This is a genomic window from Marinomonas balearica, from assembly GCF_004362145.1.
Lineage (GTDB): Bacteria > Pseudomonadota > Gammaproteobacteria > Pseudomonadales > Marinomonadaceae > Marinomonas > Marinomonas balearica.
This window is the reverse complement of sequence record NZ_SNXC01000016.1, coordinates 44698-68777: the sequence shown is the minus strand read 5'-3', so window position 1 is coordinate 68777 and position 24080 is coordinate 44698. Positions and strand designations below refer to the sequence as shown.

The 24080-nt window shown below is 42.7% G+C and carries 18 protein-coding genes; 16 read left to right on the top strand and 2 right to left on the bottom strand.

Features of this window, described 5'->3' with window-relative positions:
- The first annotated feature begins 1 nt into the window (after position 1).
- From DFP79_RS17015 to DFP79_RS16970, 10 genes are all read left to right on the top strand, one after another.
- Positions 2-2068, top strand: a complete 2067-nt coding sequence (locus tag DFP79_RS17015; protein ID WP_133505146.1) for a type VI secretion system Vgr family protein — start codon at positions 2-4, stop codon at positions 2066-2068.
- Positions 2069-2194: 126 nt separating this feature from the next.
- A complete protein-coding gene (locus DFP79_RS17010) occupies positions 2195-5368 on the top strand; it encodes an ATP-binding protein (RefSeq protein WP_133505145.1) in 3174 nt (1057 codons plus the stop codon).
- On the top strand, positions 5365-5715 hold the full coding sequence (locus tag DFP79_RS17005; RefSeq protein WP_133505144.1) for an Hpt domain-containing protein: 351 nt from the start codon (positions 5365-5367) through the stop codon (positions 5713-5715). The genes DFP79_RS17010 and DFP79_RS17005 overlap by 4 nt, the downstream gene beginning before the upstream one ends.
- A gap of 308 nt (positions 5716-6023) precedes the next feature.
- Complete coding sequence (locus DFP79_RS17000) at positions 6024-6752, top strand: glycerophosphoryl diester phosphodiesterase (protein WP_133505143.1); 729 nt, start codon at positions 6024-6026, stop codon at positions 6750-6752.
- Between the two features lie 277 nt (positions 6753-7029).
- Entirely contained in the window at positions 7030-8544 is a 1515-nt protein-coding gene (locus DFP79_RS16995; RefSeq protein WP_133505142.1) for a bifunctional metallophosphatase/5'-nucleotidase, read from the top strand.
- Positions 8541-10487 carry a GGDEF domain-containing protein gene (locus DFP79_RS16990; RefSeq protein WP_133505141.1) on the top strand — a complete coding sequence of 649 codons (1947 nt, stop codon included), beginning with the start codon at positions 8541-8543 and terminating at the stop codon, positions 10485-10487. The genes DFP79_RS16995 and DFP79_RS16990 overlap by 4 nt, the downstream gene beginning before the upstream one ends.
- Positions 10488-10573: 86 nt before the next feature.
- On the top strand, positions 10574-11737 hold the full coding sequence (locus tag DFP79_RS16985) for a GAK system CofD-like protein (RefSeq protein ID WP_133505140.1): 1164 nt from the start codon (positions 10574-10576) through the stop codon (positions 11735-11737).
- Between the two features lie 212 nt (positions 11738-11949).
- Complete coding sequence (locus DFP79_RS16980) at positions 11950-12960, top strand: response regulator (RefSeq protein WP_133505139.1); 1011 nt, start codon at positions 11950-11952, stop codon at positions 12958-12960.
- Between the two features lie 12 nt (positions 12961-12972).
- Complete coding sequence (locus tag DFP79_RS16975; RefSeq protein ID WP_133505138.1) at positions 12973-13926, top strand: sensor domain-containing diguanylate cyclase; 954 nt, start codon at positions 12973-12975, stop codon at positions 13924-13926.
- A gap of 146 nt (positions 13927-14072) precedes the next feature.
- Positions 14073-14981: a D-hexose-6-phosphate mutarotase gene (locus DFP79_RS16970; RefSeq protein ID WP_133505137.1), complete on the top strand. Its 909-nt coding sequence runs from the start codon at positions 14073-14075 to the stop codon at positions 14979-14981.
- Between the two features lie 80 nt (positions 14982-15061).
- Here the strand turns inward: DFP79_RS16970 and DFP79_RS16965 are convergent, their stop codons facing one another.
- The gene (locus DFP79_RS16965; protein ID WP_243730306.1) at positions 15062-15916 is read right to left on the bottom strand and encodes an amino acid ABC transporter permease; all 855 of its coding nucleotides are present in this window, start codon (positions 15914-15916) and stop codon (positions 15062-15064) included.
- Between the two features lie 122 nt (positions 15917-16038).
- Positions 16039-16833 carry a transporter substrate-binding domain-containing protein gene (locus DFP79_RS16960; protein WP_133505135.1) on the bottom strand — a complete coding sequence of 265 codons (795 nt, stop codon included), beginning with the start codon at positions 16831-16833 and terminating at the stop codon, positions 16039-16041.
- A 194-nt stretch (positions 16834-17027) separates the two neighbouring features.
- Between DFP79_RS16960 and DFP79_RS16955 the strand changes: the two genes are divergently transcribed.
- The 6 genes from DFP79_RS16955 to greA all read left to right on the top strand — a co-directional run bounded on the left by DFP79_RS16955 (position 17028) and on the right by greA (position 24043).
- Positions 17028-17894, top strand: a complete 867-nt coding sequence (locus DFP79_RS16955) for a hypothetical protein (protein WP_133505134.1) — start codon at positions 17028-17030, stop codon at positions 17892-17894.
- A 7-nt stretch (positions 17895-17901) separates the two neighbouring features.
- Positions 17902-18357 carry a GNAT family N-acetyltransferase gene (locus DFP79_RS16950; protein ID WP_133505133.1) on the top strand — a complete coding sequence of 152 codons (456 nt, stop codon included), beginning with the start codon at positions 17902-17904 and terminating at the stop codon, positions 18355-18357.
- A 33-nt stretch (positions 18358-18390) separates the two neighbouring features.
- Positions 18391-18942: a DJ-1 family glyoxalase III gene (locus tag DFP79_RS16945; protein ID WP_133505132.1), complete on the top strand. Its 552-nt coding sequence runs from the start codon at positions 18391-18393 to the stop codon at positions 18940-18942.
- A 261-nt stretch (positions 18943-19203) separates the two neighbouring features.
- Positions 19204-20334 carry a glutamine-hydrolyzing carbamoyl-phosphate synthase small subunit gene (gene carA / locus DFP79_RS16940; protein WP_133505131.1) on the top strand — a complete coding sequence of 377 codons (1131 nt, stop codon included), beginning with the start codon at positions 19204-19206 and terminating at the stop codon, positions 20332-20334.
- A 17-nt stretch (positions 20335-20351) separates the two neighbouring features.
- Positions 20352-23567 carry a carbamoyl-phosphate synthase large subunit gene (carB, locus tag DFP79_RS16935; RefSeq protein ID WP_133505130.1) on the top strand — a complete coding sequence of 1072 codons (3216 nt, stop codon included), beginning with the start codon at positions 20352-20354 and terminating at the stop codon, positions 23565-23567.
- Positions 23567-24043, top strand: a complete 477-nt coding sequence (gene greA / locus DFP79_RS16930) for a transcription elongation factor GreA (RefSeq protein ID WP_133505129.1) — start codon at positions 23567-23569, stop codon at positions 24041-24043. The genes carB and greA overlap by 1 nt, the downstream gene beginning before the upstream one ends.
- The last annotated feature ends 37 nt before the right edge of the window (positions 24044-24080 follow it).

Below are 24080 nucleotides of genomic sequence, written 5' to 3'. Positions count from 1 at the left end.
AATGGAATTTTCTCTTTCTGAAATCAGGCGAAAATTCAAAGAGTTTGGATCCGCTGATGCTCGTCAATATTTTTTATCTCTGGCTGACTTTCCGCAAGATCAATTTATGGTGTTGTCGTTCGATATAGAGCGGTGGGGGTTTAGTAGGGATCACCAATTAACGGTGAAGGTTGTAAGCGTTGAAGCGGTGGATGCAAAGTATCTTCTGAATAAATCTGCGACCTTAAATATTTTTTCCAATGGCACATTGCGGCCTATTCACGGGCTGGTGTCGAGCGTTCGGGTTACAGGGCTATTAAACGATGGATTTACTGAATACACGTTTACTCTCTCATCAGTTTTATCCTTGCTGTCCGAACAACAGCATAATCGAGTATTTACCGACAAAAGCGCGTTAAATATTGCGAAAGAGGTGTTGAAGCAGGATATAAATGGGTCTGCTCAGGTTGAAGCTCTATGCAGTGACACGGACATATTGCCTATTTGTATTCAATTCCAGGAAAGCGATCTGGATTTCCTTACTCGAATTTTGGCAAAAGAAGGCGTGTTTATTAATCTTCATCAAAATGAAGGAACGACTCATATCCAGCTGTGTGACCGCATTACTCAAACGTCTCAGAGTGAAAGTACACTAACGTTACCTTTACTGGAGAATGTGGGAGCGGCGAAAGATTCTGAGCATATTTATAAACAAGACAGCCAAACTCAGAGAGCCGTATCCCGCTTAGAGTTGAATGATACTTTCCCATGGCATAATCAAAATTTACGTGTCAGCGAGTCTATCGATACCGCTTCGTCAGAGAGCGATATATCGCTAAAAACGGAGTTGTGGGGGCTTAATTATTCAACTGCCAATCAAGGAAAACAACTCGCTAGGCGATTTTTACAAGCAAAAGACTGTCTGAATAATCATTGTTTATTTGAATCCAATTGTCGAACCATTGCACCGGGTGTTTTGATAAACGTTTCAAGTTCATCTGGCGAACTTATTGGACAATATCGTGTATTGGAAGTGTCCTTGTCTGGCTCTCAAGGAAACTTAATTGCAAATGGTTCCGATGCGAATGCTAAAGGCTTTCGGTGCCGATTTATTGCCGTTCCAGCCGGAGTTGAATTTGTGCCAGAGTATGTTCCACGTACACCTGTTCAATTAGCATTGACGGCAATGACAACCAGTGAACTCGATGAGAAAGGCTGTTATCGAATTCGTTTTGCGTTTGATCGTCGATCCGACTCGGAAGGCGTATCCAGCCCACCTGTCAGGCTCGCGCAACCTTTGGGGGGAAGTGAACAAGGAATGCACTTTCCGCTCGCAGTGGGTACCTTAGTATCCGTGCAGTTTGAAAACGGCGATATTGAACGGCCTGTCATTCATGGTTGTATTCAAGATCAGGACTCCTCGGTTTTGGTCAGCAGCCAAAACCCGAATCAAAATATTATAAGAACACGAGCTGGGCATAGCCTTGTTTTTGATGATACCAATGACAGTGAGAGGATCGAACTAACAACCAATGAACAGAAAAATGTATTGAGGCTTGACGCTTCCAACAATGGGCATCGTATAGAGATTGAATCCAGTGAAGGCGATATTCAGCTAACGGCAGGTAAGTCTTCATTGATAAAAAGTGGTGAAGGGCAGTCTTATCAGGCGGGGGAAAGCATTTCCATAAATGCTAACACAACGTTTGAGCTGATGACTCAAGAATCGAACGTTATTATTCAATCCGGAACAACATTGGATCAAACATCTGCGCAAGGGATGCGACTTCAAAGTCGAGAAGGAGACGTCACTATCACAAGTGAAGGTGCGATGGTTTTTCAAACTGCGAATGGTTTACATCAAAGCGTTGATGCGGGTGACTATCAGCTTCAGGTGCAGGATGGGAGTTATCAGCTTTCATCAGAGAATGGCATCACTTTAAACACCCACGGTTCGACATTGAGCTTGACGCAGGGCGATGCGAGTATCGAACTGAATGGATCGGGCGGGGTGGTTTTAAGTGGAAGCAGCATTGAGATCTGTGCAGACAGTATATCGCTTAAAGGAGGCAGCATAGCGAACAATTAGTGTTATCTGTTCTAGAAGCTCGTAGCGTGCATTAACAAAAATCAAACGAGAAATATTGGCACTTTTTTCATTTACCCACTTAGATAATAAGTAGGCGTAGATACTAATTTAAGGGCATATCTCAGGATGTTAAAGACGTTACGGGTTGTTTTCGGTTCTTCCACGCTGTATTTCTTATTGGGTTTTGTCGGGCAGTATTTTTCGATATCACCTGAATATGCCGCGATTGTGTGGCCTTCTACGGGCTTGGCTGTCATCGCGGTATTGATGTTTGGTAACGCGGCCTTGTTGGGGGTGGCACTCGGTGCCTTTCTACTTCATCTTTATATCTCTTCAGTAAACTACGGGAGCAGCTCTATTGCTCTTGCTTTATGTATTTCAGTTAGCGTTTTAGTTCAGGTTAAAATTTCCCAACACTTTACACGGCCTTTTTACAAAAGAGCTTTTTCCGATGCCCGATATGCACTTAAATTTATTTTTATTGCAGGCCCCGTGTCGTGTTTGTTTAGTGCAATTCTAGCCACGCTTTCTTTATACAGTTTTGGTCTTGTTGAACCGCAATTTTTGTTGATAAGTGGTTTCAATTGGTGGTTGGGGGAAGTGATTGGTGTCGCCTTCTTTGTCCCCTGGATTGCGATTTTTTTTCCTCAGTTTTCTGGAACACACTTTTCAAATCCTCGGCAAATTGCAAGTGCCTTTACGCTTATTACATTACTAACAATTTTTGCGTCTCACATGATCTATGAGGCGGAGCTTACTAAGCAGCAAACCGAATTTGAAAACAATGCTAAGTTTTCTGCTGCGACATTAACACGTCGTGCGCAAGGAACGATCAGCGCACTCAGTTCGATCGCAAGTTATGTGAAAGGCAGTGAGAATGTTACTCCTCAAGAGTTTGCGACGTTCGCTCGGGAAACGCTAAGGTATGAAAATTCAATGCAAGCCCTTTCTCTGAATTTAGTCATCAATGGCGATGAAATTGAGACGCTAACAAAACGTTTTTCGCCATATTACGAGCCGTTTTCATTTGTAGTGACTCAAAGCGATTCTTCAGGAAACCTCATTCCTAGCATTCCTGCTGAGCGTCATGTTGTTGTGTCTTATCTATATCCTATGAGTGGAAATGAGCGGGCGTTAGGGTACGATGTTTACTCTCAAACTGATCGCCGATATGCGCTTGATAAAGCACGAGACATCAATTCAGCCTACCCTACGCAGGCTTTGGATTTAGTCCAAAAAGAATTGGCGGTATTACTTTTTTTCCCTATTTTTCTGACAGACGAGAAGGGTGAAGAGTATCTCTATGCCTATGCGACAGCGGCGCTAAGAGTCAAAGAGCTGGCTGAGTTAGCCATTACCCAAAGTCAATTAGTGAGTTCTGAGTTTTATTTGGTTGATAGAAAGACAGACGGTTCTCCTTATATTTTGATCCGCAGAGGAGACAGCTATAGCGACGCAAGTAAACTGCTTGAAGATGAACGAAATGGGAATATTAGAACCATTTATTCTACGGACATCCCTATTGGCGGGCATACGTGGAGAATGATAAAAATAAACAATAATGCGTTTATCTATCCTCCTTGGAACTTACACTTAGCGATCGCGGGGGGGGTTCTTGTTTCTGGCCTCGTTGGCTGGTTAATTATCCTCATTTATAGTCATACCGCACAAATTGAGCATCAGGTTTTAGAGCGCACCAAAGCCTTACGCAAAAGTAATGAGTCCCTTAGCCAATCTCGTGAAAAATTGAAGATCGCTAAAGCCGAAGCAGAAGAGGCCAATCGAGCCAAAAGCGACTTTTTGGCGAATATGAGTCACGAAATTAGAACACCTCTAAACGGTGTTATTGGATCTCTTACGCTTGTTCTTCAAAATGCATCTATTGAAAAAGAGCAACGGGGTCTTTTAGAGATATCCAGACAAAGTGCTCTGACGTTATTAGAAATAATCAATGACATTCTCGATTTATCTAAGATCGAAGCGGGCAGTTTTATTTTGGATAAAAAGCCTGTGTCTCTTTTGGAACTGACGCAAGAAACAGGCGATTTATTAAGAGCAAAAGCACTGGAAAAAAATCTAGTACTCAATGTTCCAGCCGAGCCTCTCCCGTTTATTGAGGTGCTAGGCGATCAACTTAGGATTCGGCAAATTATTCTGAATCTGTTAGGTAATGCCCTGAAGTTTACTCACAAAGGTGAAGTGAGTTTATCGATTACTAGTCGATATGATGAGGGCAAATATTGGGTTTCTATGAGGGTGTCAGACACTGGAATAGGTCTTTCAGACGAGCAAATCAATCAATTGTTTCAGCGTTTTAAACAAGCAGACAGTTCGACAACCCGTTTGTATGGTGGAACGGGGTTAGGTTTGTCTATATGTAAGGAAATTGCGGGGATGATGGACGGTGATGTTCGTGTGGAAAGCGAACTCGGTGTTGGCTCGACGTTTATCTTTGAAGCTCCATTTGACGGGCGAGAGCTTTCTTCACATCCTGAGCGATCGTTAATAGGGCAGTCCGTATTGATTTGCGTATCAAATAGTACGCTTGCTCATTATCTAGAAAAAGTATTTGAACGTTGGCATGCATCAAACATTTACATCAAAGATCAATCAGATGATCATTTTTTAAACGAAGGGTCTACACTGTTTGTAGTAGACGAGGAAGTTTGGGAGTCGTTTAAGGAATATAATAATGCTTCCAAACTCGCACAAGAACAAGCAAGCAAAAAAGTGGTGGTGTTGTGTGCTAGAGAACTTAGAACCAACAATGATCGTGAGCAAAATGTTGTGTCATTGTTAAAACCCGTGCAGGAAACCGCACTGTGGGACAGTATTTGTCAGCTAGACCGAACAAACACTGTGGCAGATCCGGTTAACCAAAGGAATGCCGAGCGCATCGAACTTACTGGAAATGTGCTTCTGGTTGAGGACAATCACACTAATCAAATTGTCGGGAAAGGCATAATTGGTTTGTTTGGTATCACGGTTGATATTGCTGAGAATGGTCAAGAAGCGCTTGAAAAAGTGCAAGCCAACAAATATCACCTTATTTTTATGGATTGCCAAATGCCAGTGATGGATGGGTATGAAGCGACAAGACGAATTAGGCAGCTACCAAAAGGCAGTGTAACCAGTTCAAACGTACCAATAGTGGCATTAAGTGCCAACGCGATGAAAGGGGACGACGAAAAGTGCATTCAAGCTGGAATGAATGGTCATGTACCCAAACCTATCTCGAAGAAAAGGATAGAGGAAGTACTGGAACAATGGCTTCGCTCTGGCGATGAGGAACAGGTATGACGATAACAACAACACAATTTGATTACAGTGATTTTAAATGGCGGCTTGGTGAGAACACTGAGTTGATGAAAGTAGTCGTCTCCGAATTTTTGAATGAGACGTATGCTTTTTTGGATAAAATTGAGAGTGCTACCGAAGCTGAGAATTGGGATGACGTCGCTTCATTTGCTCATAAAGTAAAAGGCGCAAGCTCAGAAGTATCAAGCCTGCATCTTCCGAGCTTAGCAAAGAAATTAGAGTTAGCCGCAAGGGCCAAAACTATTGAAGATGTGCTTATTTTCAAAGCGGATTTAAGGCGTAGTTTTGAAGCCTTAGAAGGAGAGATGCGCCTAGAATTCGAATTTTAGCCGCTCACCTAACTCTCTTTTTTATAAGACAATAGTGTCTAAATGACATAGCGTGGTTGACTGCCGCTCTATAAATTAGAGTTCCGAGATTGTCGATAAAATGTTGTCTCGTTGAATGAGATAATCCTACTTACCTACCGTTTTTAATACGACGCTCATAGCATCTAAAGGACTCCTTTATAACAAACGGTGGCGATTCGCATATTGGGCGCGCATAATCCTCCTTGCGGCGAACGTATTTGGTTTAAAACCCGCGTCAAAGGGCGACATACGTTCAATTCTCAAACGTGATAATGGGTGGACTCATTATGCAACTAACGAAAGTGATAGGGCATCGTGGCGCAGCGTCGCTCGCGCCAGAAAATACACTGGCCGCCATTAAAGCCGCGGCCGCTTCTGGTGTAAAATGGGTTGAGATTGATGTGTCGTTGATTGCGGATGGCGCACTGGTAATCTTTCATGATGAAACTCTGGATCGTTGTTCAACCGGATCAGGCAAGCTAAGAGCTGCAAATTTGGAATACATAGCGAGCCTAGACGCAGGTAGTTGGTTTTCTCCAGATTATGAGGGGGAAGTCATACCGACACTAACCGAGGCGTTGGATTGCATTCAATCGCTAGGTTTAGGTTTGAATCTTGAAATAAAGCATGATGATGTTGATATTGATCAGATCGTTCCGAATGTCATCAAGGCGCTTCAAGAACAGTGGCAAGATAATGAAAAACTGATTATTTCAAGCTTTAATCATGCTGCACTTGTTATGTGCCATGAGATGGATTCGAGTCGACATCTAGGGCAATTGTACGAATCAATACCTAATAATTGGCAGGAACAACTTGCTGATATCGACGCTTTTAGTCTGCACTGTGATTATGCGCTTTTAACAGAATCGCAAGCAAACGACATCAAACAAGCGGGTTATAAATTGTTGTGTTACACCATCAATTCAGTGTCTTTAGCGGAGCAACATTGGCGCTGGGGTATGGACTCAGTCATCACCGATGATCCGAACGTGTTTATGCATCTTGATAAGTAAACGAATTCTCTGAATCAGTTCTCTTGATGTAAATGAGTTTATAACTTTTCCGAAATACGTAACACAAAGTGAAGACGGTTATGAGGTCGCTGAAATCGCTGATCTCATTATCGTTGCAAAAAACGAAAGTAGTGTGCCGTTATTTGATTGTTTGACTTTTAAACAGAGAAATAACATAAATTTATTACAATAGTTTACTGAGAGTTTCCTGACAGTTGTTTTAATGCTTCTTTAAGCGGTTTACACTTCTAAGGACGATACCCATGTTGGAGCGTGTATGAGAAGCTGTTTAAGAGACATCAAGCGAGTCATTTTTGCTATTGTATTCACCTCGTGCGCTCTCATTTCGACCAAGAGCTTTTCGCTCACTATTTTATTTACTTCAAATATCCCTAACCTCTTTGAAACCGACGGTGCGTATTCTATTGGTAAACTGGGATCCTATATTAAGTCGTATCGTCAGCAAGCCGACGACGATGTCATTTTTGTTCATGGTGGCGACAGCTTATTTCCAAATGCGCTTTCCGTTTATGACAATGGCGTCCATATGGTTGATCTTTTGAATGTCATTGGTACGGATATTTTTGCTGTAAATCAGAGGGAATTTCAGCAAGGAGTTGATCAATTGACATTGCGTACATTTGAAGCTGAATTTCCTATGTTGCAAAGTAATTTGATTGATGAGAGGACTGGCCGACATATTGAAGGTACGGTCGATAAGTATTTGTATCCGACCAAAGAAGGGATAATTGGTTTCGTTTCCGTGATAGATAAAACCATAAAAAATATCTATTTAACACGCGATGTGGAAGTGATGTCTCCAATAAAAACGGCTAAGAAGTTGGCTCAAGATTTAAAACGCCGTGGTGCAAAGGCCGTGGTGTTGATCGCCGAGCATTCAGCCCTACCGACGGGGCTTTCTGAATTGGCTAATGATGTCGACCTAGTTTTGTTCGCAGAAGAAGCGAAAGACAAAATTCAAGACGAAAGCGTTCTTTCCGTATCGAGTGGTGGAGCAGATGGTGAGGTTGCTGTTATCGACTGGGAGATAGGAAAAAAGCCTGTTGCTAAAATTGACTCTATTTCAAATTTCGAAGAAGACTCTGAGTTGCAAGCTTCGCTGAGTAAATACCTTGGTCGATTAGAGTTGATACTGGAACGGGAACTTGCTGTGTTACAAGTTGATGCGAATACGCTTAAATCAAATTTACGTTCGGGTGAGTCCGCACTAGGTAACCTTTTTGCCGATGCAATCAGAGAAGAAGTCGAAACCGACTTTGCGGCGATAAACAGTGGATCGATTAGGGGAAACCGAGAATACCACAAAGGGTATAGGTTAAAGTATAAAGACATTCAAACAGAACTGCCTTTTGGTGGAAGTCTTTATGTTCTCAATGTGACGCGAGATGAACTATTTACCTTGATGGAACATTCTGTCAGTCGAGTAGACAAACGTCACGGCGCTTTTTTTCAGATTTCGGGCTTTGAAGCTCAATACGATCTGTCTAAACCTGTTGGCGAACGTGTGATTAAGCTCACTCAAAATGGCGAGGATCTTTCCCCTGACAATATTTACACATTGGCGGTGCCAGACTACATTCGTTATGGTGGTGATAGTTACCGTATTCGCGAAGATCAAGTGGTCAATAAGGTGTCCGTAAGAGAAAGACTTATGTGGAACATTGTGTCTGAATACTTAGATGTAAACGGGAAAGTGGCACCCAAACGAGAAGGCCGGCTGGTGGATGTTTCAGGCTTGTCTCTTTCTGAGATCAAGGCAAAATCTCAATGAATCAAGAAATACGCTTTTTTCATAGCCTTAGATGGTTAATTGGATTTGTTTTTTCCGTCATCGTTGTGTTTCTGATCGGCATAAGTACGTTACTTATTTACCAAATGGAGAAGTTTAATGATGTGGCGAAGGAACACGCTGAGTCACACATTCCTATTTTAGAAATTTTAACCACGACTCAGCTGACCATCACTCGATTGTCTTCGATCGGAATTGAGCTTGTCGCGAGTACTTCTGGTGCGAAGTCTCGTACTTTGATCTCTCATGCGAATGAGCTGATTAATGATATTTCTTACAACCTAAGTTCGCTTGAAGAAAGCAAAGAGGTTTTTGAGCTTCGAAAAATTCTTGATAGCGTTCGACCTGGCATACGTTTGTTAATTGAAAAAAAGGAGCAAACATTTGAGCTGGATGAGCGCTTTGATGCGGACATTCTTCTGGCAAAACACTTACTGACCGGCGCTTTTATTGATGAAGCCAGTTTGGAAGGCGGCGGTGGTATGTGGCGTCAACTGCTGTTAGAAGTGTCTAACCTAAAAGCTGTTGGGAAGGTTTATGAATTAAAGCATGGGCTAGCACAAATTCATTTCTATCTAGAACAGCTCAATGAAGTTGTTTCTCCTTCAGGGAAATTACTGCTGTATGATGTCGAACTTATCTTAGCGGGCGAGGATGGCCTTGAAAGTATTATTAAACAAAGAGAGGCTCTTCAGACAGAGTTAATCAGTTTGGATACACAAAATCGCATATTGATGGGGAACATTGTCGATTACGGCCAAAGAATCTATAAAAAGCGAGAAAGAAGTGTTGCTCAACAGGCCAATGCTCTGCAAAAAAGCGCAAGCTTATCCCGAAACATATTGATTGTCGCAATCTTAGCTCTGATTGGTATCACATTCGTTGCGTACCTTATTTTAAGACAGCGTTTGTTTTTAAAGCTGGTTAACTTACAAGGAATTGTATCTTCTAAAGAAGCCATTACCGATGAAGATTTAGAAGCATTTGATCGACGTAATGAGATTGGAAGGCTGGTGTACCAGCTCAAAGATTATTTGGATACGATTGAGCTGCAGAAAGTCCAGCTGGCACAAACTGGTAGCCAATTAGAATCTGTCATTCGTTACTCTAGTCTTTGTGTAGCAGTAGTACAGGATGAAAGTGTTTTGTTCCACAATGACATGTTTGCCGACCTATTCCATATTAAGCAGTTGTCGTTCCTGAATGAATTGCCACACAACGTAGCGAGTTTGGCCAAAGAACCACGTCAGTTAAATGAAGGCAATGTTGTTTTGTTAAGTGGCTATCATGATGTGGTGAGAGACAGGTGGTTCGATATGCATGGAACCAATATTTTATGGGAAGGGAAAAACTCTAACCTTATTATGTTCATTGATGTCACTGAGCGTGAAAAAGCCTCTCAAGAATTTGAAAAAAACCTGTCTAATGCTGAGAAGAAAGCCCAAGTAGATGCGTTGACAGGGTTGTATAATCGCAACTATTTTGATGTATCAATGAAAGAGTTAGAGTCAATGACAGGCGAGGTTTTATACTCGTTTATTGTCATCGATATTGACCAGTTCAAGGAATACAATGATGCATTTGGTCATCTAAAAGGTGATTCGGTTTTGAAACAAGTGGCAAAAGCCATTCAAGACAGCATCGGAGCAAATTCTAATGCTGTGCGATACGGTGGAGAGGAGTTTGTTGTTATCTCGAAAGACACCAATCTGGAGTCGACAAGGCAGCTAACACAAGAGATACTAAAAAGTATATTGGCGCTGGACATCCCGCATCCGACTTCCACACATAATGTTGTAACGGTCAGTGCAGGTGTTGCGGTGAGCGAAGTGGACCAAAATTTTGTCGCTATCGAGTATTTTGAAAAGGCTGATAATAAGCTGTATCAAGCGAAAGCAAATGGTCGTAATTGTTTTGTATTATAGTAAAAACCAATTTTTTCGCTTTAATAGGTTCTAAAAATCCCATTTAGTTGAGCTTTGTATTGAGTATTAAGGAATAACGTAAACAGATGAAAATTACCCGACGTTTGAAGTTACCTGATTCAGTGAGGCTTCATCGTTACAAAAGCCTTCCCGAGCAAGGGCCTAAAATTCTGTTTTTTAGTGGTGGTTCCGCTTTAAACAAGATTAGCCGAGTTCTTAAATCTTATACTCACAATTCTGTTCATCTTGTAACGCCCTTTGATTCTGGGGGGAGTTCTGCTCATTTGCGAAACGAATTTGACATGCCTGCTGTCGGCGACCTCAGAAGTCGACTTATGGCATTGGCAGATGAAACGGTTCTAGGACAACCTGAAGTATACGAGTTGTTCACGTATCGATTTTCAAAATCTGTTGATAAATCGCTTTTGGAAGAGGAATTTGATCAGCTTGTACATGGTATGCACCCTTTGATTTTGCCAATTCCTGATCCAATGAAATCGCTTATACAAACACAACTATCCGTGACAAAGGAAAGGATAGGTGACATGTTTGACCTGAAAGGTGCCAGTATTGGTAATCTCATTATCGCGGGTGGCTACTTAAACAATCAACAGCAACTTGATCCCATTGTGTTTTTGTTTTCTCGGCTTGTTAAAACACTTGGACAGGTAAAAACCGTTGTAGATACCTCTTTGCATTTAGGTACACACCTTGAGAATGGGAATACGATTCTTGGGCAGCATAACTTAACGGGCAAGGAAACTCAGCCATTGCAAAGTCCGATTGGGAAAATATGGCTTAATGATGGGCTGGATGAAGTGTGTGAAACGTCTGTAACTCTATCTGAGGATAGAAAGGCGGACATACTCGATGCCGACCTCATTTGTTTTCCCCCAGGAAGTTTCTTTTCTAGCCTTGTTGCAAATTTACTGCCTGATGGCGTGGCGTCTGCTGTTAAGAGTAACCCGAACCCCAAAATTTACATCCCTAATTTAGGCGTTGACCCGGAGCAATTAGGCTGGTCATTGATGAAACGAGTGCGTTGGTTAGCAAACCTTAACGACAGTGGGTGTGTTCATGGGAAAGCCCTAGATATTTTGTTGATGGACGAACATTATGATTACGGTAACTTGGATGTAAAAGAACTCAACGAGCTTGGAGTGTCGGTTGTAAAAACACCGTTAATTTCGACTAATCAAAATAAGTATGACGAGGTATTGGTAAATGAGGCTTTATTATCAATGACTTAATACTAAATAGCCTAACGACACTATAATTTTGTTACAATAAATAACGGCACATAAGGGTATATGGCGGTAACCTTGCGACATTAAAGTTGTAATTTTCCTCAGTAAGTTTGGCTTACTAGGCTAAATATACACAATGGATTGTTTTTTTAGCAATACACGAGAGCGAATTCCAGCCGTTATACCGTAGAATTAATTTCCCAGAGAGAGAATGAATGAGCGTCAATATATTGATTTGCGATGATTCCAGTTTAGCGAGAAAGCAACTTGCGAGAGCGTTGCCTAACGATTGGGATGCTGAAGTCAAATATGCGAAGCATGGTCAGGAAGCTCTGGATATCATCGACAGCACTCCTGTTGATATTATGTTTCTTGATCTGAACATGCCTGTGTTGGATGGATATCAAACACTCCAAGGGCTTCAGAGCAATGAAAATGCCCCCGTTGTTGTGGTTGTATCGGGAGATGTGCAGCCGCTGGCGATTAAGCGTGTATCAGATCTTGGCGCACGGGACTTTTTAAAGAAACCTGTTTCCTCAGAAACCCTTCTTGAAGCACTGTCCGATCTTCCTATTTTTACAGATAGATCTTCCACACAGAGTCGCGGTTTAAATCTCGGCGATTTGAAAGAAAAGTTGACACTGGCAAGTGGTCTCCAAGAAATCTCTAACGTTTCTATGGGTCGAGCAGCCAGTGTCCTTGCCGATATGCTGAATGTATTTATTAAGTTACCTGTCCCTCAAGTGAATGTTCTTGAAGTCAGTGAATTGCAGATGGCGCTCTCCTATGGTGGTACTGATCAAGGACAGTGCTCTGCGGTAACTCAAGGATTTGTTGGGGCGGGAATTTCGATCGAAACATTACTGATTTTTTCTGACTCTAGCTTTCCTGATATGGCCAAACTGCTAGGAATGTCTGAAAGCATTGACTCTTCGATGGAGCTTGAACTGTTGATGGATGTTTCGTCTGTCCTAGTAGGGCCTTTTATGTCCGCACTTAGTCAGCAGCTAAACATTGAATTCAGCCAAAGCCATCCAGCTGTAATGGGTCAGCATATAAAAGTTCAGGATTTGGTGGCGGTGAAAAAAGAAGACTGGACGCAAACTTTGGCCGTTGAAATAGTATATGAAGTTGAAAACTATAAAATCAGTTGTGATCTACTGTTATTATTTACTGAAGACTCACTTGAACCGCTAGAGCGCCTTATTTCCTATCTTATTGATTAGAGCTTATCGAATATGTCTACTGAATCGTCAGAATTAGCTGAGTTACATTGGCTTTTCGATATGCTACAGCATATCGACGTTGGTCTTATCGTATTGGACAGCCAATACCAAGTATCTCTTTGGAATGGTTTTATGGAAAACCACAGTGGAAAGAGCTCTACTACGGTAAAAGGTAAATCTTTATTCGAGCTTTTTCCTGATGTGAGCAGCGATTGGCTTAAGAAGAAAGTGGATACAGTGCTTGCTCTTAAAACGCCGATTTATGTTTCCTGGGAACAAAGACCTTATGTGTTTAAATTTAAACCATATCGTTCTATTACCGGAACGTCTGAGCATATGTATCAAAACGTGGTACTAAGACCCATTACCGATGTACGTGGCGGCGTGAGCCATGTTTGTGTTGTGGTGTATGATGTGACCGCAGTTGCGATGAATAAACGCTCTCTTGTTGAAGCTAACCGAAGACTCGATCAAATGAGTAAGACGGACGGCTTAACAGATCTCAACAACAGAGCGAACATTGATCGCGCTCTGGGAATGATATTCACGTCTTATGAAAAGAACAAAGGAACTCATTCTCTGGTTATCGCTGATATTGATCACTTTAAAAACGTCAACGATGAATACGGTCACACAATAGGTGATGAAGTATTAAAAGACGTTGCAAAGGCGCTTGGTGGCTCTTCTCGGCGTGGCGATTTTGTTGGGCGCTTTGGAGGAGAAGAGTTTGTCATACTGCTGCCTAACACAAGCAAAGAAGGCGCGTATAAGTACAGTGAAAAAATTAGGGAAGCCATCGCTAAACGCAAAGTGAAAACCGATCAAGGGGATATTAGTATCACCATCAGTTTAGGAATTTGCGAACTAAGCGATGATGAGAAAGACGTGTCCGCTTGGCTTTCTCGGGCCGATGATGCGTTATACAAAGCAAAGTCCGAAGGCCGTAATAGAACCTGCGTTGCATAGCATATAAACGTCTTTTTCTGCTGTCTTTTTGATCGTGCATTTGTTCATGAAAATGTGATTTGAATGATGAGCATAACAACAAACTATTGTAATCATTTAATCTGAAGCTAATATGTTCCTATAATTATTGAATTTTGGAGCAATGAATGAACGGCCAACTGATTAAAGAGTTGGAAGAAGTCGGTGGGGAATTGCTGCCTTCTACTATACGAGACTGTGATGAAATCATTATTAATCAGCCAAGCTTTACAGCTCGTATTGCCTTGTGGGGTGGACACCTAGTTAGCTTTACTCCTACGGGACAGGAAGATTGGTTATTCCAATCAGAAAATGAGGGAGCCGTTAATCGTTTTGGGCGCAGGCATTTCGGTGCTCCGGTATGTTGGCCTTGGTTTGGTGCTCATGAAGTTGAGTCCGATTTTCCTGCTCATGGTTTGGCAAGATACTTTCGCTGGAAACTGTTAGAAGTTGGACGTTTTAAAAATGGCGATATTAAAGTTGTACTACGCCTAAAGTCTGAGGATCACCCTCTCGTTGAAGAGATGTGGCATCAGGCGTTTGAACTTCAGCTAACTTTTCGATTAGGAGAAGGCTTTTCTATTTCTCTTGTTGCAGAAAACAAGTCAGACCAGCCATTTGCCGTTTCAGAAGCCATTCATACTTATTTTAAAGTTTCAGATAACCAAAAAGCCTGTGTTTCAGGGTTAGAAGGTGTCTCATACATTGATAAAGTTGCCAACGGCGAAATGAAAACTCAGGAAGGCGTTGTGAGTCCATGTGAAAGTATGGACAGAGTGTATCTCAACGCACCAAAAGTGACTGAGTTGCACGACGCTAAGTTAAAACGGAAGTTTGTTATTGAGACTAAAGGCAGTCACAGTACTGTGCTTTGGAATCCCGGTGAAGCCTTGTCGAAAAAGCGTACTGACATTGAAGATGATGAATATCGATCTTTTGTTTGTGTTGAAACGGCGAATGCGTTGGACAACCAATATGTATTGGAATCGGGCGACACACATAAACTTAAGCTTTCAGTAACAAGCGAATCGCTTTAACCCTATCTCTCTTACTCTGCGACACTTTTGAGCACGGACTCGTTTGACTCTGTGCTCATCCCCTTTCAGTTAAATTGTCTTTATTTTTGCCGGTCGTGTCGACGTAAATAGTGTTCGAATGCGCTGATTAATAGCGATAAGCCTAAGGTGAGCACTAAGTACATAAAGGCCACAACATTGTATGTCTCAAAGAACTGAAAGGTTGAGGAACTATAGACTTTCCCTAATTGAGTTATGTCTTGTACGCCTAGTACGGAAACCAGAGCCGAGTCTTTAATCATTGCAACAAAATCGTTTCCAAGCGGCGGTAATATTTTACGTATTGCTTGCGGCATAATAATTAAACGAAATCGTTGCCAGCTTGATAGCCCCAGAGCTTGTGCTGCTTCAATTTGTCCTTTGCCGACTTCCTGAATGCCTGCACGAAAAACTTCGGCAATGAAGGCGCTGTAACTGATGGACAGTGCAAAAATCGCCCTCCAGAGAAGCGTGAAATCGCGAGTCCGCGCTTTATCTACCCAGCCTTGTTCAATTGGGTATTGAAGTAGTCCATTGTAAAGTTTGATGATTTCCGGTGCGCCGACAAAGGCGATATAGAAAAGCAAAACTAAAACAGGAATGCCGCGAATAATTTCAATATAAAAGCGTGACACTTCTCGCAATACTCGATGGCGTGAGAAGCCTGCTAGCGCAATAAGAAGACCCGCAAAAGATGCAATAGAAAAGGCTGCGAATGTAACACCAATGGTTGTTAGTAACCCTTCTCCTAATGTGTTTGCAATTTTTCTATAACTTTCGTCAGCAACGATGTGCCAAGCTAAAAGTAGAAATAAAGTAAGAGCAGCAACAAGCCACCAAGGTGTTTTATCAAGAGTTTGTTTAACTGATTGCATTGAAAAAGGAGCAGTCCTAAAAGAAGAAGTTGCTGTAGGCATTAGTTGGCCTTTTGATAGCAGCTTCATAAAGAGACTAGGAGGTTATATCACGATGACCTCCACAAATTAGTATTCGCTTTCTGGTACATTCCCTGAAAGCGAATACAGAATAACGTGCGCTCTTAATGGTTGTAGTCGAAAAACCACTTTTGGTTTAGTGAATCAAGCGTACCGTCGTCTTTCATAGACTTCAGTGCCGCATTAACGGGTTTAACTAAATCAGAATTAGGTGTAAAAATAAAACCGAATTCTTCTGTGCCTAACGGGCCTCCAATAACCTTAAAAGTTCCTGGATTTGCGCCGATGTAGCCGCGAGCGGACGTTGCGTCCATTAAAACAGAGTCAACATCGCCTGATTTTAAGGCCTGTACAGAAGCACCAAATGTTTCGAATAGGCTAATTCGAGAGTTAGATTCATTGCCATCAAGAACGGTATAAACAGCGACATAGAAATTGGTCGTGCCTGGCTGTGCGCCAAAATACAAATCATCGTCTTTAGCGAAATCTTTAGCGTTACTAAAGCGAGTTTCATCCGCACGTACTAGCATGAATTGTTCTGAAACCATATAAGGATCCGAGAAATCCACCTGCGCTTTGCGGTCATCATTGATCGTAATGCCATCCATCGCGACGTCATACTGACCTTGTTTTACCGCTTGAATCATAGTGTCCCAGCTACTTAGTTGCCAGTCTACTTTTGCGTTTAGGCGTTTTGCAATTTCGTTGAATGCATCGTATTCCCAACCAATGCCTTTGCCCGTTTCCGGATCTGCGAAATTTAGAGGAGTGTATGCGTTTTCCGTTACAGCGACGATGGTGCGTCCTTTTAGGTCTGGTAAGTCCGATGCCTGAACCGTTTGTGTCATCATAAGTGCCGTAAACACAGCACCGGCAGTCGCTAGTAAAGATCGCTTCATGAAGTTCCTCAATTTGAATGGGGTTATTGATGATAAATTTGAACAAAAGGTTAGTTTATTATACCTACAGTTTATTTAAGGCTCTACGAAAAACTCTTTTCTGACGAGATTTTATACGAATATTAGTGTTTTGAGACCGTGTGTGAAAGCGCTATAATCTTTTTACTGTAGCCATAGTATCTGAGACACCTCAATTGCAAATATCGACTGAAAGTCAAGCACCATTACAACAAGACATTACGCCTTATCAGGCGTATCAAAGTGAATGCCTTGCATTGATGGGAGTGACAACTTGGCTACCCAAACACACTGACAGTCAGGGTGTTATATATCGCCCTTCTTCTCCTTGGGCTTGTCAGACCAGTGCTGTATTAGAGTATTCAAAAAATACGCTGAATGATTCACCATCTGGATTCCAATCTGCCGTAGCGGAGCGTGCGTTAAAAAAGCCTGCTTTAGATGTTTCGGGCGATTCAAGCGCGACGCCTATTTCTTCCGTTCTCAATTTAAAAAATGAGCTTACATCGGGCCCGGAGCTTATTGTTGAAGATTTACAGCCGATTGAAGAAAAGTCCGTACATGTTGAGGTGCCGCGTGAACGTGTTACGGGTTTACCTTCTCGGGTTGCGATTACTGGCTATGCTTTGGCTTCGGATCTTTTTATTGTTACCGATGTTCCGTTTGCTTTTAGCGAACCAGATGCGCTTGATAGGCTGGCTTTAAACCTCGGGAAAGCGCTACTCAAACACGATATTTTGGAATGGAAGTCATTTGCTTTTTCTTGGCCTGACCAACTTAAAAACCCTTACTTTTTTGCTCGTCAAGATTGGCAATTGGGAGCATTTGAATCATTCATAAAGACGCTTATTGGAAGCGATGAGGCTTCCATTCGCTTGGTTGTTGCAGGAATACATGCACAGAAGATGATTCAAGAGTCGACAGGGAAACTGTCTTTTACCTCCGTTCAAATAGCGGAAGTAGAAAGTCTGCCGCAAATGCTGAAAATTCCAGAACTTAGAAAAGAGGCGTGGCAAGCGATGCAAGCGGCGTTCAAGAGATAAAGATTGTATGAGTTACAGTATTCGCACGGCTAAAATAAGTGACCTTGTCGCTATTGTAGATTTAAATAATTCCTCTAACCCTTATCCTTGGTCTGAACGCTTAATTGAAGAGTCTCTGAATGCAAGAACGTCTTGGGTGTTGCAGAGTGATAGTGCCCGACCTGATGCTCTGACTGCGTGGTTAGTTGCATCGAATGTATGTGGTCAATCTGAGCTTGAGTTGATTCTTGTTGCAAAAGATGAAAGACGAAAAGGTTATGCAGAAGCCTTGCTGTTAGCTTGGAGAAATTGGGCCGACGAGCTAAAGCATGATGAATTGTTGCTGGAAGTTCGAGAGTCAAATGTTGCAGCAATAGAGCTTTATTACAAGATAGGATTCGAAGAAGTCGGTCGTCGTAAAAACTATTACACCCACAGCTCTGGTAAGGAAGCCGCTTGCCTTATGAGTTTGTTCCTAAAGTAAAAAAAACATTTCGAATTCAAACGAGGAGAAACTATGTCAAAGGTGCTTGTTCCTATCGCCAATGGAAGTGAAGATATTGAAGCGATTACAATTATTGATGTATTACGCAGGGGCGATGTCGAGGTTAAAGTTGCAAGTGTGCATGAATCAAAGTCGATAATCGCTGCCCACGGCATAAAAATAGAGGCGGATGTTCTTCTTGAAGATGTTGCCAGCGAAATGTTTGACGCGATTGTGCTTCCCGGAGGAATGCCAGGAGCAGAGTCCCTCCGTGACAGTAAATTGTTAATTGATTTGCTCGAAAAGCATGATATTCAAGATGCGCTGTTGGCGGCAATATGTGCATCGCCCGCCTTGGTATTTGGCACGCATGGATTTGTTGTAGACAAACAAGCAACGTGCTATCCAGGCTTTGAATCGAATCTAAAAGGCGCAGAGTATCTTGCCGATCAGCCTATTGTGATGGATGGTAATATTATCACTGCACAAGGGCCAGCTATGGTAATGGCATTTTCATTGGCGGTATTGGCGAATCTTGAGGGCTACGATAAAGCTCAAGAAGTGGCAGATGGGTTACTTTGTTAGTCGCGCATTGAGCTATTGTTAATGTTGACTAAAAGGTCAATCAAAACTCGTCAAAAAAGGCGTTATCTTTGGTCTTTTTAGCTGATTTGCTATGGACGAAAATTGCGTATAAGAGTAAAATTGTTCAGATTTTTAACTGCGGTCTTCAACGTAAAAGTACTAGACTTACAGGCAGTAAAGTAGCGTATTTTAAAAGCGAGATAAACCATCGGTTTGTCTCGCTTTTTTGCAACCATTTTTTGGCTCTAACGGGAGGTTCCTTTGGCAACATCAGCGATTCTTGCTCTGGAAGACGGCACTATTTTTAGAGGCGTCTCAATCGGGGCAGATGGCTCCTCGACCGCAGAGGTGGTATTCAACACCTCAATGACCGGTTATCAAGAAATTCTTACAGACCCTTCCTATGCTCGACAAATGGTCACTTTGACCTATCCCCATATTGGTAACACTGGCGTTAATTCTGAAGACGAAGAATCAAGTCAGGTATGGTGTTCGGGCCTTATTATTCGAGATCTACCTTTGCTGGCGAGTAGCTGGCGTAAAGAAGAAACGCTTTCGGATTATCTAAAGCGTAAAGGGGTCGTGGGTATCGCTGATATTGATACACGTAAATTGACTCGTATTCTTCGTGAAAAAGGCGCGCAGGCAGGTTGCATTGTCGCCGGAGATAATATCAACGAGGAAGACGCAATTGCTGCCGCTCGTGCATTTCCAGGTCTAAAAGGCATGGATTTAGCAAAGGAAGTAACAGTAGAAACAAAATACGAGTGGACAGAATCCACTTGGGATTTAGTAGATGGGCACACGACACCTGAAAAGTCTGATTTTCATGTCGTGGCTTATGATTTTGGTGTAAAGCGCAATATTTTACGCATGTTGGTTGAGCGTGGTTGTCGTTTAACTGTTGTACCAGCTCAGACGCCTGCGAACGAAGTGTTGGCGATGAATCCTGACGGTATTTTCCTATCAAATGGACCGGGTGATCCGGAGCCATGTGATTACGCAATTGCGGCCATTAAAGAGATTCTTGAAACAGAGATTCCGGTATTTGGTATTTGTCTAGGTCACCAACTGCTTGCGTTGGCGTCTGGTGCGCAAACTAAGAAAATGAAGTTTGGACATCACGGTGCAAACCACCCTGTTCAGGATATAGCGAAAGGCACGGTAATGATTACCAGCCAAAACCACGGTTTTGCTGTGGACGAAGACAGTCTTCCTGCCAACCTAGAAGCGACTCATAAATCTTTATTCGACGGATCGTTACAAGGCATCGCACGAACAGATAAGAAAGCCTTTAGCTTTCAGGGTCACCCTGAAGCAAGCCCAGGCCCACATGATGTTGCGCCTTTGTTTGATCAATTTATTGAAAATATCAAAGCTACTAAAGCCTGAACGGGAACAAAGAGATTATGCCAAAGCGTACTGATATAAAAAGCGTCTTAATCCTTGGTGCTGGCCCGATTGTAATCGGTCAGGCCTGTGAATTTGACTACTCAGGTGCTCAAGCCTGTAAAGCCCTTCGTGAAGAAGGCTTCCGAGTTATTTTGGTTAACTCGAACCCTGCAACCATTATGACAGACCCTTCAATGGCGGACGCGACTTACATCGAGCCGATTGAATGGAAAACGGTTGAGAAAATCATAGAAAAAGAACGCCCTGATGCAGTATTGCCTACAATGGGTGGTCAAACCGCGCTTAACTGTGCGTTGGATTTAGAGCGTCATGGTGTTCTAGAAAAGTTTGATGTTGAAATGATCGGTGCAACCGCCGATGCGATCGACAAAGCCGAAGATCGTAATCGCTTTGACCAAGCGATGAAGTCGATAGGTCTTGAGTGTCCACGTGCGGGAATTGCGCACAACATGGAAGAAGCGCTTAAAGTTCAAAGCGAAGTGAATTTCCCATGTATCATTCGACCTTCCTTCACAATGGGCGGTACTGGTGGCGGTATCGCTTACAACATGGAAGAGTTTGAAGAAATTTGTACTCGTGGTTTGGATTTGTCGCCAACCAATGAGCTGCTAATCGATGAATCATTGATTGGTTGGAAAGAATATGAAATGGAAGTGGTTCGTGACAAAAACGATAATTGTATCATCGTTTGTGCCATTGAGAATTTCGATGCCATGGGCGTCCATACAGGCGATTCAATCACTGTTGCACCTGCGCAAACGCTGACCGATAAAGAATACCAAATCATGCGTAATGCATCATTGGCGGTATTGCGTGAGATCGGTGTCGAAACGGGTGGTTCTAACGTTCAGTTTGGTATGGATCCAAAAACGGGTCGTTTGGTTATTATCGAAATGAACCCTCGTGTGTCGCGTTCTTCTGCATTGGCTTCTAAAGCGACAGGCTTCCCAATTGCAAAAATTGCAGCGAAGCTGGCAATCGGTTATACGTTGGATGAGCTTCAGAATGACATCACAGGTGGTTTGACACCTGCTAGCTTCGAGCCGTCGATCGATTATGTTGTTACTAAAATCCCTCGCTTCACCTTTGAAAAATTCCCAACGGCGAATGACCGCCTAACGACTCAAATGAAGTCCGTGGGTGAGGTGATGGCCATTGGTCGTACTTTCCAAGAATCTGTACAAAAAGCCTTACGTGGCCTAGAAACAGGTTCCGATGGATTCAACCCTCAATTAGATTTTACGAAAGAAGATTCGAAAGAGAAGCTTCTTGGTGAACTGAAGTCACCGGGTGCAGATCGTATCTGGTTCATCGGTGATGCATTCCGTCAAAATATGAGCGTTGAGGAAGTGTATCAGGTAACGGGTGTGGATCCTTGGTTCCTTATTCAGATCGAAGATTTGATTAAAGAAGAAGCTGCGCTTGCTGATAAAGGTTTAGCGGATCTTGATTACGATTATGTGCGTCGCCTGAAACGTAAAGGTTTCTCTGATGCTCGTCTTGCTGATTTACTCAGCGTGACTGAGAAGTCATTGAGAGAGCGCCGTAATCTTGTCAATGTTCACCCTGTGTACAAACGTGTTGATACCTGTGCTGCTGAGTTTGCAACGAACACCGCTTACATGTATTCAACTTATGAAGATGAATGTGAAGCAGCGCCAACGGATAAAGATAAAATCGTTATTCTAGGTGGTGGTCCAAACCGTATCGGTCAGGGTATCGAGTTTGATTACTGCTGTGTACACGCTGCATTAGGTCTACGTGAAGATGGTTTTGAAACGATCATGGTAAACTGTAACCCTGAAACCGTTTCTACTGACTACGATACGTCTGACCGTCTGTACTTTGAGCCAGTAACGCTTGAAGATGTACTTGAAATTGTACGCACAGAAAAGCCGAAAGGTGTCATTGTTCAATTTGGTGGCCAAACACCATTGAAAATTGCACGTGCATTGCAAAATGAAGGCGTGCCTATAATTGGTACAACACCAGAAGCAATTGACCGAGCTGAAGACCGTGAACGCTTCCAAAGCATGATTCAGCGTCTGGGTTACAAGCAGCCTAACAACGCAACGGTTCGTAGTACTGAGCAGGCAATTGTTAAAGCGGCAGAAATTGGATATCCATTGGTCGTTCGTCCATCTTATGTATTGGGCGGCCGTGCGATGGAAATCGTCTATAATGAAGCAGAATTAAGCCGCTATATGACGACTGCGGTTAAAGTCTCGAATGACAGTCCTGTGTTACTTGACCACTTCCTAAAAGCCGCTATTGAAGTGGATATTGATTGTGTGTCTGATGGAAAGCAGGTTGTGATTGGTGGCATCATGCAGCATATTGAACAGGCAGGTGTTCACTCTGGCGATTCTGCTTGTTCATTGCCTCCATACTCTTTGCCAGCGGATATTCAAGATGAAATCCGCTCAATGATTAAGAGTATGGCATTAGAGCTTGGTGTAATCGGGTTGATGAATACTCAGCTTGCAGTGCAAGATGGCGAAATTTTTGTTATCGAGGTGAACCCTCGTGCTTCGCGTACAGTGCCGTTTGTCTCTAAATGTATTGGTCGCTCACTTGCTCAAATTGCTGCGGCAGTTATGGCTGGAAAAACGCTAGAAGAAATTGGTTATACTGAAGAAGTTATTCCTTCGTACTACAGCGTTAAGGAAGCAGTATTCCCGTTCAATAAGTTCCAAGGTGTTGATCCTATTCTTGGGCCTGAAATGAAATCTACGGGCGAAGTAATGGGTGTCGGCGATACGTTTGCTGAAGCCTTTGGCAAGGCCGTATTAGGTGGCGGGACGACTCTACCAGCGTCTGGTCGTGCTTTCATTTCTGTCCGTGATCAAGATAAAGCGGGCGCAGTTGATGTGGCGAAGCGTTTAATCGAGAGCGGATTTGAAATCGTTGCAACAGGCGGTACTGCACAGTACTTGGCTGACAGCGGTGTCAATGTCGTTAAGGTAAACAAAGTAACCGAAGGTCGTCCACATATCGTCGATATGTTGAAAAACGACGAAATCGACTACATTATAAACACTACATCGGGTACTCAAGCGATCGCAGACTCTTCAGTGATTCGTCGTACAGCATTGCAGCGCAAGGTTTGTTACACTACAACATTGGCTGGCGCAGAAGCGACAAGCTTGGCGATTAGTTTGGACGAAGAGATAAAAGTAAGAAGATTGCAAGATTTACACCTGGGGAAATAATGAAAAAAGTACCAATGACGCTCGTAGGCGAAGCGCGTTTACGTGAAGAGCTTAACCACCTGAAATCTGTTGTTCGTCCGCGTGTAATCGCGGACATTGCAGAAGCGCGTGAACACGGTGATTTGAAAGAGAATGCGGAATATCATGCTGCTCGTGAAGAGCAAGGTTTTGCTGAAGGTCGAATTAAAGAGATCGAAGGCAAGCTGTCTGATTCGCAGGTAATTGATATTAATTCAATGCCTCATACAGGGAAGGTTATCTTTGGTGCAACAGTGACCTTATACAATGTTGATACTGAAGAAACGGTAACCTATCAAATCGTAGGTGATGATGAAGCGGATGTGAAACATAAGAAAATATCTTATGCCTCACCGATTGCAAAAGCGATCATTGGTAAGTTTGAAGAAGACGAGGTAGCGATTAACGTACCGAGTGGCGAAGTTGTTTACGAAATTGAAAAGGTAGAGCACATTTAAGTGTGATGCTTTTTCTAAAGAAAGACTTTAAATAAGT